Genomic DNA, 12697 nt, shown 5'->3' with positions numbered 1-12697 from the left:
CTGACCGACGGGCCGCGCACCGGAGTTCACCGGTGCGCGGCCCTGTCGTCGCGTCACGTCATGGCTGACGTCTCGTCACTCAGCGGCTGTGGACGCCGACTTCGTACAGGGAGTAGCCCCACTGCGTGCCCCGCTGGAGGCCCTGGACGCGGACGTGGCGGGCCGGGGTCGCGGTGAAGCGGGCGGTGTCGAGGCCGCCGTCACCGGCCGAAGTGGACCACGCGGTACGCCAGTTGACGCCGTCCGAGGAGAGGTCGATCCGGTACGCCTTGCCGTACGCGCGCTCCCAGTCGAGGGTCACCCGGCTGACCAGGTGGGTGGCGCCGAGGTCGACCTGCCAGGACTGGTCGTCACTCCAGTCGCTCGCCCAGCGCGTGGCGGGGTCGCCGTCGATCGCGCGGTCGGGCCGGTAGCTGGTGAACGGGTTGGACTCGGAGAAGGTGGCCGTCGCGGTCGCGGTGCCGGTGCGGGCGAGGTTGACGCCGGCCTGGTGGCCCTCGGTGGCGCCCCAGGTGCCGAGGTAGGACTCGGCGCCCCGGAAGAGGTCGCCCACCGCGTCCTGGCCGCCGGACCTGCGGATGTCCTCGATCCAGTCGGGGATCATCCCGGCGTGGGCGGCGCCGTCGGTGTTGATGTCGAAGGTGCGCTGCCCGCTGGTCTGCCGGTCGATGACCGAGCCGCCGTCGACGCTGGTGAAGGGGTAGGTCACCTTGGACGCCGTCTCACCGCGCGGGCCGGGGTGGGAGCCGACGCCGTTGAAGTCGGTGCCGAAGCCGTAGCCGACGCCGTACTTCTCGCGCAGGGCGTCCGTGCGGCCGGCCTCCTTCACGAACTCCTCGGTGCCGTGCATGTACTGGGCGACGAAGCCGCCGAGCGCGTAGACCCGCTCGGTCCACTTGAGGTCCATCCAGCTGTGCGAGGACAGCACGCCGGGGTAGGACGCGGACTCGAAGATGTCGAGCACCCGGCCGGTGGCCTTGACGCTCATGTGGTCGATCTCCAGCATCATCTCGCGCTGCATCATGCCGCGCACCGCGTACTCGCCGAGTTCGGTCAGCCCCCGCTTGTTGCACTGGGCGTCGGACACGTAGTCGGGCACCTCGACGCCGTCCGGCAGTTCCTCCTCGGCCGGGGAGGTGGCGCCGTTGATCGGGTTGTCGTGCATCGCGGTGGTGCACTTCTCGGTCTGCCAGAAGGTGCCGGTGGACAGGAACTGGCCGACGTTGATGGCGGTGCCGAGGCCGCCCTCGTCGAAGCGGACGCCGCACAGCGCGTTGTCGAACTTGTGGCACAGGAACATCGAGCGCACGCCGAGCGCGTACAGCTCGTCGAGACCCTTGTCGATGTCCTCCTTGGAGCACTGGGCGATGTCGAGGACCTGCTTGCAGCCGAACGGCTCGGACGTCTCGACGCCCAGGATGACGGCCAGCTTGCCCTGCTCGATGACCTTGCGGGCCTGCGCGCTGTCGGTGACAACGCGGAACCAGCCCTTGCCGGTGCCGCCGTACTGCCGGTCGATGAACGCCTGGAGGTCGTACGTCAGCTTCGCCTGGAGGCGGATCGACGTCATCTCGTCGCAGGAGCGGTCCTTGAAGAAGTAGACCGAGCAGATCACGCCGTTGGTGACGAGGTCGTTGACCAGGACGCGCTGGCCGCCGCGCCAGGCGCGCTCGACCCAGGCGTAGTAGTTGGCCTGGTGGGTCATCGAGTCGTAGGCGGGCCAGTCCTTGAAGGTGGGCCAGCCGGTCGGGTCGTGCTTGCCGTCGCCGCCGTGGGTGATGTAGTCGAAGATCGCGAGGGTGCCGTCCGGGTAGTGCTCCGGGCAGTCCTTGAGGGCGTCCGCGACGCCGGCCTCGGAGAACACCTTGCCGCAGATCAGGCGGCCGCCGAACGCCTCGTTGGAGAAGAGGTGGTTGTGGGCGTCGACGAAGCCGCGCACCTCGCCGGCCGCGTTCGTGCCGGTGAACGGCTCGCCCGTGACGTCGATCCGGACGTCCGGGGAGGGGCGCGCGGCCGGGGTCCACCAGTCGGTGGCGGCCGAACTCCTCGTGGGCACCAGGGCTGTCGCCAGCACGAGCAGCAGGAGGGCGAGCAGGGTGACGCGTCTGCGTCCGGCCGTGGTCATGGGCGGTCCCTCAAGGTCGGCGGGGCGCGGTCCACGGAATTGTCATGACCGTCGCAAGATCTTCACGGATGAGGATCTAGGCGGACCCGGCGCGCAGTCAAGACTCGGGAAAGACCGGATGATCTCAATCGGCTTACGGACAGGGCGAGTTGACGGGTCAGACCCGGTAACTGCGCAGTTTCCGGTACAGAGTTGCCCTCCCGATGCCCAGTGCCGCCGCCGCGCGCGCCTTGTTGCCGCCGTGCCGTTCCAGGGCGCCGAGGATCGCGGTGCGCTCCGCGTCCTCCATCGGGCTGAGCGGTCGGTGCGCCGGGCCCTCTCGCACCGCGTCCGGGAGTTCCGCCCTGCGGACGGGGCCCGTGAGGCGGCGGTCGTGGGCCACCGTGTGGACGACGTGGGCGAGTTCGGTGAGGTTGCCGGGCCACGGGTGGCGTTCCAGGGCGCGCAGGGCGTCCAGGGACCAGGTGAGCGGGGGGTGTCCCGGCGGGGTTTTCGGGGCGCCCGTCTTCAGCAACTCGGGTATGCCCTCCGGGCGTTCACGCAGCGCCGGGAGGGCTAGGGTGCGGGCGCCCAGGACGTCCAGGAGCCGCTGGAGGCAGGGGCCCGGTGGTGTGCCGGGGGTGTAGGTGGCGAGCAGGGGGGCGGTGGGGTCGGCGTCGAGGAGGGAGTTGAGGGCGGCGGTGTCGGGCGGGGTGAGGCGTTCGGCGTGACGGATGATCAGGGGGTGACCGGCCGTCAGTTCCTCGACGGCGTCGCCGAGTTCACCCTCCGCCGCGTCCACCGTCCTTGCGTCCGGGGCGAGTTCGCGGGCCAGGGTGGTCTTGCCGGTGCCCCGTTCGCCGGTGATGAGCAGCGGGGGGTGCGGGCGATCGGGCGTGGGGACGGGCTTGTCGGCCGCCGGTTCCAGCACCGCGACCACCCCCACGTTCGCCGCACCCCTCCGCACCGGGATCAACTCCACACCCCTCCCCGCAACCCTCACCCGCCCCGCATCCGGCGCCCGCCGGGCCGCCCGCTCCAGCACATCCAGATCCTCCGGCGTCAGCATCCGCGACGCCACCTCATCCACAAGCCGATGATGCCCCCCGAACGCCACCACCGGCCGCTCCCCCGTACGTGCCGCCAGATAGGCATCCAACAAAACCCGCTCCGGCCCGGCGGAACGCGCCGCCAACGCAGCCTCGACCGCCGCCGCGGCGGCTTCGGCGAAACCCGCCGCGAAGTGGGCGGCCGGGGAGTGGGCGGCGGGGCAGGGAGCCGGGGAGTCGGAGACGGCAGAGGCCGCAGCGGGATGCGACAAGTCGGACACGGGGTCTGTCCCGAGGGACGGCACGACCGGCGAACCAGGCGCGGGAGCCGTCGCGGGATGAAGCGCGGCCGGCGAACCAGGCACGGCCGCCACCGCGGAGCGGGACACCACCGGCTCACCGGACCCCGACACCATCGCGGGGCGAGGCGAGGCCGGCGAGCCGGAAGCAGGCGCCGACACCGGGCGGGACACAGCCGGTGAACCAGACCCCGGAGTCTCCGCCCGGAGCGGCGCGGCCGGTGCGTCGAGCGCGGGTGCCGCCACCGGGCTCGGCGCGATCAGCGAGCCGGACACAGACACCGAGCAGGACCCGGCCGCCGCATCAGACTCCGACCCCGACACGGACGCCACCACCGAACGACGCTCAGCCGGTGAACCAGACCCCGGAACCTCCGCCCGGAGCGGCGCGGCCGGTGCGTCGAGCGTGGGTGCCGTCGCCGGGCGCGGTGCGGTCGGTGAGGCGGGTGCAGAGGCCGCTGGACGGTGCCCGGTCGGCTCGGCCGGTGCCGGTGTCGGCGGCGTTGTGGGGGGCTGTGGTGTCTGGTCGTGGGCGCCGCAGGCCTCGCACAGGCGGGTGGCGACGGTGAGTGTGCCGGTGGGGCGGGGGGTGTCCGGGGTGTGGAGGGGGACGCTGATGGATGAGAGGTGTTGCCAGGCGTCGAGGAAGTGTTCGGGGCCGTGGAGTTCGGCGCGGCGGTCGGTGCGGAGGGCGAGGGCGGCGCTGTTGGGGCCGACTTGTTCTTCCGAGAGGTCGGCGCGCGCGTGGGGGTGGTGGGTGCTGATCCAGAGGACTCGTAGGCGTGCGTCCGTGAGGAGGAGGACGGTGCGGTCGTCGAGGGTGGGGGCGAGTCGGTCCAGGATCGGGCGGGCCGCTTCCAGGAGTGGGGGGACGTCGTTGAGCTGCGGTTTCTCGCAGGTCGCGTCCTGTCGTACTCCGTGGAAGCGGGCGCGGCGCCAGGCGGAGACGACCTCCTGCGGCAGGTCCTCGGGCAGGGGGCGCCCGGCGAGGAACCGGGCGCGGGCGTGGCGCAGGCGGGTGAGGGAGGGGAGGTGTTCTGCGGTCGTCATAGCGCTCCTCACCGTATCGGGAATGTTTAACAGACAACCAAGCGGGCTACGCGCAAGTGTCTCGGATTGATACACCCGCGCGGGCCCGCGAGGGTTCACGATCTTGGGAGGTCCCCCTCACTTCCCTTCCGGAGCGTTGCCGTGCACACCGTCCAGCCCGATGTCGTGACCGACGTCCTGATCGTGGGCAGCGGCCCCGCCGGCGCCTCGGCGGCGCTGGCGCTGAGCACGTACGGCGTGGCGAACATGGTCGTCACCCGGTACGCGAGCCTCGCGGACACGCCCCGCGCGCACATCACGAACCAGCGGACGATGGAGGTCCTGCGGGACCTCGGCGTCGAGGACGAGGTGATCGCGAAGGCGACGCCGCAGCACCTGATGGGGAACACGACGTTCTGCACGAGCCTGGCCGGCGAGGAGCTGGGCCGGCTGCGCTCCTGGGGCAACGACCCCCTCGTCCAGGCCGCCCACGACCTCGCGAGCCCGACCCGCATGTGCGACATGCCGCAGCACCTGATGGAACCGGTCCTGGTGGACGCGGCCGTCGCGCGCGGCACGGTGCTGCGGTACAGCACGGTCTACAAGTCGTTCGTCCAGGACGAGTTCGGCGTGACGGTGACCGTCGAGGACCGGGTGCGCGGCGACGAGTACACGATCCGCGCGAAGTACCTGATCGGCGCGGACGGCGGCCGTTCGCAGGTCGCCGAGGACGCCGGGCTGCCGACGGTCGGCCGGATGGGCGTGGCGGGCAGCGTCAACATCGTCTTCGACGCGGACCTGACCCAGTACACCGCGCACCGGCCGTCCACCCTGTACTGGGTGCTGACGCCGGGCGCGACGGTCGGCGGGATCGGCGCGGGCCTGGTGCGGTGCGTGCGGCCGTGGCACGAGTGGCTGATCGTGTGGGGGTACGACGTGACGGCGGGCGCGCCCGACCTGACGACGGAGTACGCCGAGTCGGTCGTCCGGAAGCTGATCGGGGACGACGAGATCCCGGTGACGATCAAGTCGTCGTCGGCGTGGACGGTCAACGACCTGTACGCGGAGACCTACTCCAACGGCCGGGTGTTCTGTGCCGGGGACGCCGTGCACCGGCACCCGCCGTCCAACGGGCTCGGCTCCAACACCTCCATCCAGGATGCCTACAACCTGGCGTGGAAGCTGAAGCTGGTCCTGGAGGGCACGGCGAGCCCGAGGTTGCTCGACACGTACAGCGCGGAACGCGCGCCCATCGGGCGGCAGATCGTCACGCGCGCCAACAAGTCGATCGGCGAGACGGCCCCGGTGTTCGACGCCCTCGACCTGCTCGCCCCGCAGACGCCGGAGCAGCTGCACGCCAACATCGCCTCCCGCAAGGACACGGGGGCGGCGGCGGAGAAGCGCCGGGAGCGGCTGCGGGAGGCGATCGCGTTCAAGGCGTACGAGTTCAACGCGCACGGCGTGGACCTCAACCAGCGCTACGACTCCGACGCGGTCGTCCCGGACGGCACGCCCGACCCCGGGTTCGACCGGGACCCCGAGCTGTACCACCAGCCCTCGTCGCGGCCCGGCGCGAAGCTCCCGCACGCCTGGATCACGTCCGGGACGCGGACGCTGTCGACGCTGGACACGGTCGGCAAGGGCCGGTTCACGGTGCTGACCGGCATCGGCGGCGAGGAGTGGGTGCGCGCCGCCGGCGAGCTGGGGCTCGCGTCCGTGGTGATCGGTCCCGGGCAGGAGTACGAGGACCCGTACGGGGACTGGGCCCGGCTGCGGGAGGTCTCGGACGCGGGCGTGCTGCTCGTGCGGCCGGACGGGTATGTCGCGTTCCGGCACGCCGGGGCGGCACAGGATGCTGGGCGGCGGTTGTCGGACGCGCTCGGGCGGGTTCTCGGGCGGGGTTGAGGGAGTCGTATGAGTACGCAGGACCTGACCGAGTCGGTCGTCGCGAGCTTCGCCGGTACGTCCGATCCCCGGCTGCGGGAGCTGCTGGACTCGCTGACCCGGCATCTGCACGACTTCGTGCGGGAGACGGGGCTGACCGGTGAGGAGTGGGAGCGGGCGGTCGGGTTCCTGACGGCGACGGGGCAGGCGTGCACGGACACGCGGCAGGAGTTCATCCTGCTGTCGGACGTGCTGGGCGTGTCGATGCTGGTCGAGACGGTCCACGAGGACGCCGGTCCCGGCACGGAGTCGACGGTGCTCGGACCGTTCCACATGACCGAGTCGCCGGTGCGTGAACTCGGCGCGGACATCGACCTGACGGGCAGCGGTGAGCCGTGCGTGGTGAGCGGCCGGGTGCTGTCCGCCGACGGCACTCCCCTGCCGGGCGCGGTCCTCGACGTGTGGCAGGCGAACGCCGAGGGCTTCTACGACGTGCAGCAGCCGGACGTCCAGCCGCCGGGCAACGGGCGCGGGCTGTTCACAGCCGACGGCGAGGGCCGGTTCTGGTTCCGGACGTGCGTGCCGAGCGCGTACCCGATCCCGACGGACGGTCCGGTCGGCGCGCTGCTGCGGGCGACCGGCAGGCACCCGTACCGGCCGGCGCACATCCACTTCATCGCGTCCGCCGAGGGGCATGTGCCGGTCACCACGCACATCTTCGTCGCGGGCGGCGACTACCTGGACTCCGACGCGGTGTTCGCGGTGAAGGAGAGCCTGGTGCAGGACTTCACGGCGACCGACGACCCTGTCCTGGCGGGGGAGTTCGGGGTGGCGACCCCCTTCAGGCACGCGCGGTTCGATCTCGTCCTCGCCCCGCGGTGAGCGGCGTGGAGTTCGTGCACGACATGCCGGGTTCGCGGGTGGTCCTGCGGGCCGGGGCGGCGCTGGACGCGGTGCCGGGGGAGGTCGAACGGCTGGGTCTGGAGCGGGTGTTGGTGGTGAGCGGGGAGCGCGGGGCCCCGGTCGCCGGGGAGGTCGCCCGTGCGCTGGGGGCGGTGTGCGTGGGGGTGCACGCCGGGGCGCGGATGCATGTCCCCGCCGAGGTCGCCGGGCGGGCCGTCGAGGTGGCGGAATCGCTGCGGGCCGACGGGTGTGTGGCCGTGGGCGGGGGTTCGGCGATCGGGCTCGGCAAGGCGCTCGCGCTGCGGACCGGGCTGCCGTTGGTCGCCGTGCCGACGACGTACTCGGGCTCGGAGATGACGCCGGTGTGGGGGCTCACCGAGGGCGGGGTGAAGCGTACGGGGCGGGACCTGGTGGTGCTGCCGCGCGCTGTGGTGTACGACCCCTCGCTGACCGTGGGGATGCCGGTGGGCCTGTCGGTGGTGAGCGGGGTGAACGCGCTCGCGCACGCCGCCGAGGGGCTGTACGCGCCGGGGGTGTCGCCGCTGGTCGCGCTGATGGCGGAGGAGGGGGTGCGGGCGATGGTGGGGGCGTTGCCCGACGTCGCCGCGGATCCGGGGGACTTGGCGGCTCGGGGGCGGGCGCTGTACGGGGCGTGGCTGTGCGGGGCGGTGCTGGGGGCGACCGTCATGGGGCTGCACCACAAGCTGGCGCACGTGCTGGGCGGGAGTTTCGGGCTGCCGCACGCCGAGACGCACACGGTGCTGCTGCCGTACGTCCTCGCGTTCAACTCCCCTGCCGCGCCGGGGGCGTTGGAGCGGCTGGGGCGGGCGCTCGGTGACTCCCGGGATCCGGTGGGGGCGCTGTGGGGGTGGTGCGGGCGGCTCGGGGCACCCAGGTCGCTGGGTGAACTCGGGCTGGTTGAGGGAGACTTGGGGCGCGCGGCGGAGTTGGCTGTGGGGACGGCCTACCCGAATCCGCGTGAGGTGACCGTCGACGGGGTGCTGGGCGTACTGCGCGGCGCGTTCGAGGGGCGGGAGCCGGGGGTGCCGTGAGGGGGCACGGGGTGCGGGTATGCGGACGCCGGGGTGCGGCATGGGGCGTGACACAGGGCACGGTGCCTTTGTGACACGGCGTGTGGCGTGATCCGGCTTCCGGCGGGCCCGCTGGACATATTCAGGAACTCAGGAAGGTGAACATCATGGCCCTCGGACTGCTCCGGCGCCGACGGGACAAAGGCACGGCCGCCGACACCGGGCTGCGGCTGGCGCTGCCGTCGGGCGCGGGCTCGGTCGGCTGGACGATCGTGGATCCCGTCGACCAGCCCATGGGCGGCGTCGAGGTGACGATCACCGCGCTCGACTCCCACCAGGTGGCGGCGCGCGGCATCACGGACCCGTACGGGTTCTTCGTCGCCGTCCTGCCGCCCGGCCGGTACAGCATGCTCGCGGTCGCGGAGGGGCTGAACCCGCACCGGGAGACCGTCGACATCATCGGCGGGCACAGCGCCTCGCCGGCCGTGGTCCGGCTCCAGCCGGCCCGTCAGCTCCCCCTGCCGCCGCCCGGCGGCTGGGCCTTCGACCCGCCGCACACCGCGATCCGGTTCATCGCCAAGCACGTCGGCATGGCCCACGTCCACGGCCGGTTCGAGCGGTTCGACGGCGCGATCCGGGTCTCCCCCGACATGGCCGAGACCGCCGTCCGCGTGCGCATCCACGCCGACAGCATCAACACCGGCAACAACACCCGCGACAACCACCTCCGTTCGGCCGACTTCCTCGACGTCGAGCGCTTCCCGTACATCGACTTCCAGAGCACCCGCTTCGCCTACCGGGGCGGCTCGAAGTGGACGTTGCAGGGGACCCTGACGATGCACGGCGTCAGCCGCTCGGTCTCCCTCGACACGACGTACCTGGGCACGGTGAACGGCGGCTACGGCGAGGAACTGCGCTGCGCCGCCCTCGCGACCGCCGAACTCCACCGCGAGGACTACACCCTCAACTGGCGCTCGATGCTGGCCCGGGGCATCGCGGTCGTCGGCCCGACGGTGCAGCTGGAGCTGGACGTCCAGGCGATGTACCGCTCCCCGGACATGCCCACCCCTCCGGAGTGAGCGTGGGCTGAACCGGTGCCGGGACGAGTCGTCCCGGCACCGGCTGTCTTTTTTCCGGCGCCGCTCACCTGGCCCTTTCCGGCGCGGGTTCCAGCTCCGGCGGCCGGCCGCGCGGAGGCCGTGGGCGGCCTTGCGGCTCAGCCCACCCTTTACTTGCGTACGCCAAGTAACGCCCGCCTGGCCGCCCCGCCCGTTCCCGGCCATTCCACCCCACCCCGCGCGGCGCTATTGAATGATTGATTCAACGTCACTACCATGCGCCGATGGATTCATTCACCCATGCGCTGCGCAGACGGCTCCCCCTGGCTCTGCTGCTGGCCCTCGGGCTGACCTTTCCCACCGCTCCCCCCACCTCCGCCGCCCCGGCGGCCACCCCCCTCCCCCAGGTCTGGCCCACCCCCCGGCAGATCACGCCGGGCAAGGGCTCCCGCCCCGTCCCGGACCGGGTCGTCGAGGTCGTCGGCGAGGCGACGGACCCCGCGGCGCGCCGGGCCGTGGAGACGGCGCTGCGCGAGGCCGGCGCCGAGGACATCGTCACCGTCACGGCGGGCCACAGGCCCCCGCCCGCCGCGCTGACCGTGTACGTGGGCGGCCCCGCCGAGAACCCCGACACGGCGCGCGCCCTGCGCCGCCTGCACGCCCCGGCGCCGGACGGCCTGCCGGCGGAGGGGTACGTCCTGGCCGCCGCGCGCGGCACCCTCGCCCTCTCCGGCGCGGGCCCGGCCGGCACGTTCTACGCCGCCCAGACCCTGCGTCAGCTCCTGGCCGACAACCGGCTGCCGGACGTCACGGTCCGGGACTGGCCGGCGGCCCGGCTGCGGGGTGTGATCGAGGGGTTCTACGGCACCCCGTGGTCGCACGCGGCGCGCCTGGCCCAACTCGACTTCTACGGCCGCACGAAGCAGAACGTGTACGTCTACTCCCCCAAGGACGACGCCTACTTGAGGGCGCGGTGGCGCGACGAGTACCCGCCCGCCGCGCTCGCCCGACTGAAGGAACTGGTCGACCGCGCGGGCGAGAACCACGTCCGTTTCACCTACGCCCTCTCCCCGGGCCTGTCGGTCTGCTACTCCTCGCCGGACGACATCGCCGCCCTGGTGCGGAAGTTCGCCTCGCTGTACGACATCGGCGTCCGTTCCTTCGCGATCCCGCTGGACGACATCAGCTACACGAAGTGGAACTGCGCGGCCGACGAGGCGCGGTTCGGCACGGGCGGCGGCGCGGCGGGGACGGCCCAGTCGTACCTGCTGAACGAGGCGTGGGCGGCGTTCAGCGAGGGCCGCCCGGGGCTCGGCCCGCTGGAGATGGTCCCCACCGAGTACTCCGACCTCGCCGACAGCCCGTACAAGACGGCGCTGCGTGAGCACCTGGGCGAGGACGTCGTCGTCGAGTGGACCGGCACCGCGACGATCCCGCCGGTCATCACCACCGCCCAGGTCGAGCAGGCCCGGCAGGTGTACGGGCACCCGGTCCTCGTCTGGGACAACTATCCGGTGAACGACTACGTCACCACCCGTCTCCTGCTCGGCCCGTACACCGGCCGTGAGCCCGGTGTGGCGACGGCGGCCGTCGGGGTCACCGCGAACCCGATGGTGCAGGCGGAGGCGAGCAAGCTGGCGTTGTTCACGTCGGCCGCCTACCTGTGGAACCCGCACGCCTACGACCCCCGCAAGGCGTTCCTCGCCTCCGTACGGGACCTCGCGGGTCCTGCGGCCGAGCACTGGCTGCGGATCTTCGCGGAGAACAGCTACTCCTCCGCCCTGGACGCCACCGAGTCCCCCACGCTGACGAAGCTGATCGCCGACTTCCGCGACGGGTACGGCGAACAGGCCACCGCCGCCCTGCGCGCCTACTTCACGGACATGGCCGCCACCCCGGCCCAGTTGCGCGCCCATCTCGCCAACCCCGGTTTCCTGGCCGAGAGTTCACGCTGGCTCGACAAGCTGGGCGCCTACGGGACGGCCGGACTGACCGCCGTGGACCTCCTGTTGGCGCACCGGGACGGCGACACCGACGCCGTGACCCGCCTCTGGAACCGCCTCCAGTCGGAACGCAAGGCCCTCGACGCCGTCCCCCAGCAGGTCTCCCCCGGCGTCATGGACCAGTTCCTCTACCGCACCATGCTGGAGAACGCCCCCGCCCCCGGCCCCGACGCCGCCTTCACCCCCACGTCCCTCACCCTGAAACCCGGCGAGGAGGCCACGGTCCGCCTCACCTTCTCCGAAACCGCCTCCCCCCGCTGGCAGTTGACCACCCCGCCCGGCCTCACCGCGACCCCGTCCACCGGCACCGGCGCGGCGACGATCACCCTCAAGGCCGACGCGACCGCGAAGCCCGGCGTCCGCGCGGTGACCGTCGACGGCGCCCTCCCCCGCGCTCTCCCCGTCCAAGTCACCGACGGCACCGGCACGTTCCGTGCCCTGACCGCCAACTTCAGCGGCGCGTCGGTCAGTTCGATCGACCTCGCCACCGGAGCCGGCACCGAGATCAAGACCGGCGCCAACCCCGGCGAGGTGATCGCGAGCGCGGACGGCCGCACGGCCTACGCGGCGAACCAGGGCGCCGACACCGTCAGCGTCATCGACGTCGCGTCGGGCACGGTCACCGCGACGGTCCCGGTCGGCAAGGTCCCGGCGGGCCTCGCCCTGACGCCGGACGGCAAGACCCTCTGGGTCGCCAACTACACGGACGGCACGGTCCAGCCGGTCGACACGGCGACGCTCGAACCCGGCACGCCGGTCAAGGTGGGCAGGCGTCCCGAGAACCTGGCGATCACCCCGGACGGCGCCACCCTGTACGTCCCGAACATCCAGGACAACACGGTGACGCCGGTCGACCTCGCGACGCGTACGGCGGGCAAGGCGATCGCCGTCGGCCCGCGCCCCTTCAACGTCGTGGCGAGCCCTGACGGCAGGACGGTCTACGTCTCCAACTCGGGCGGCTCGACGATCACGCCGATCGACACGGCGACCAAGGAGACCCGTCCGACGTTCCTGGTCACCGGCCAGGCGTACGGCCTGGCACTGTCCCCCGACGGCCGCACCCTGTGGGTCAGCGCCAGTACGGGCGACACGGTCACCCCGCTGAACACGGTGACCGGCGCGCCGGGAACCCCGGTGACGGTGGGCCGTTCGGCCTTCGACGTGGCCCCGGACTGGAACGGCGCCACGGTCTACGTGACGACGTCCGACGCGAACCGGCTCGTCCCGGTGGACACGGGGACCGGCAGGCCGGGCACGCCGCTGCCGACGGGCGCGTACCCGCTGGCGGCGACGGTGACGGGGGTGCCGGTGAAGTAGGCGGAACACAAAGGGGGTTG

Annotated in this window: 7 protein-coding genes; 5 read left to right on the top strand and 2 right to left on the bottom strand. The window is 72.5% G+C overall.

Annotation, left to right across the window (positions count from 1 at the left end; translation table 11 throughout):
- Positions 1-79 precede the first annotated feature (79 nt).
- Positions 80-2125, bottom strand: coding sequence for a galactose-binding domain-containing protein (locus tag IAG44_RS37700; protein WP_187751550.1), 2046 nt, complete (start codon positions 2123-2125; stop codon positions 80-82).
- A gap of 157 nt (positions 2126-2282) precedes the next feature.
- Entirely contained in the window at positions 2283-4502 is a 2220-nt protein-coding gene (locus IAG44_RS44605) for a helix-turn-helix domain-containing protein (RefSeq protein WP_343075759.1), read from the bottom strand.
- A 141-nt stretch (positions 4503-4643) separates the two neighbouring features.
- On the opposite strand from IAG44_RS44605, the gene IAG44_RS37690 reads away from it, so the two are divergent.
- From IAG44_RS37690 to IAG44_RS37670, 5 genes are all read left to right on the top strand, one after another.
- Positions 4644-6386, top strand: a complete 1743-nt coding sequence (locus tag IAG44_RS37690) for an FAD-dependent oxidoreductase (RefSeq protein ID WP_187751549.1) — start codon at positions 4644-4646, stop codon at positions 6384-6386.
- Between the two features lie 9 nt (positions 6387-6395).
- Positions 6396-7247 (top strand): intradiol ring-cleavage dioxygenase, encoded by an 852-nt coding sequence (locus IAG44_RS37685; RefSeq protein ID WP_187751548.1) that lies wholly within the window; start codon positions 6396-6398, stop codon positions 7245-7247.
- Between the two features lie 23 nt (positions 7248-7270).
- Positions 7271-8320: a maleylacetate reductase gene (locus IAG44_RS37680; protein WP_187753030.1), complete on the top strand. Its 1050-nt coding sequence runs from the start codon at positions 7271-7273 to the stop codon at positions 8318-8320.
- A 146-nt stretch (positions 8321-8466) separates the two neighbouring features.
- Positions 8467-9378: a YceI family protein gene (locus tag IAG44_RS37675; RefSeq protein ID WP_187751547.1), complete on the top strand. Its 912-nt coding sequence runs from the start codon at positions 8467-8469 to the stop codon at positions 9376-9378.
- Between the two features lie 263 nt (positions 9379-9641).
- Positions 9642-12677, top strand: a complete 3036-nt coding sequence (locus tag IAG44_RS37670; RefSeq protein WP_187751546.1) for a beta-N-acetylglucosaminidase domain-containing protein — start codon at positions 9642-9644, stop codon at positions 12675-12677.
- The last annotated feature ends 20 nt before the right edge of the window (positions 12678-12697 follow it).

This window comes from Streptomyces roseirectus (genome assembly GCF_014489635.1).
Lineage (GTDB): Bacteria > Actinomycetota > Actinomycetes > Streptomycetales > Streptomycetaceae > Streptomyces > Streptomyces roseirectus.
This window is presented reverse-complemented; position numbering and strand designations above follow the sequence as displayed.